At 65.5% G+C, this 232-nt stretch carries 1 protein-coding gene; it reads right to left on the bottom strand.

Annotated features, from left to right (window positions below; translation table 11 throughout):
- Positions 1-68: 68 nt before the first annotated feature.
- The coding region (locus ACLJNW_RS28880) for a DUF924 family protein (protein WP_410962117.1) at positions 69-232 on the bottom strand (164 nt) is incomplete at its 5' end.

The raw sequence follows: 232 nt of genomic DNA, 5'->3' as shown, positions 1-232 counted from the left end.
CCATGGGACAGGCGATGAGCATGATCGCTGCCAGAGGACCTGCACGCATGATGGGATTCCTCTCTCCGCTACCCCGGGCCGAAGGTCTCGCCGCCTCCTTCCAGGTACGTCCGCTCCTCCGCCGTCGACTGCCGGCCCAGCACGTCGTTTCGATGCGGAAACCGGCCAAAGCGCTCGATGACCTCGAGGTGCCGCTGCGCGTAGCTGTGAAAGGTCTCGAGCGTAGCACGCC

It is taken from the genome of Salmonella sp. SAL4457 (assembly GCF_046548235.1).
GTDB lineage: Bacteria > Pseudomonadota > Gammaproteobacteria > Enterobacterales > Enterobacteriaceae > Salmonella > Salmonella enterica.
The sequence above is the reverse complement of the archived record's forward strand: the minus strand, read 5'-3'. Positions and strand labels throughout refer to the sequence as shown.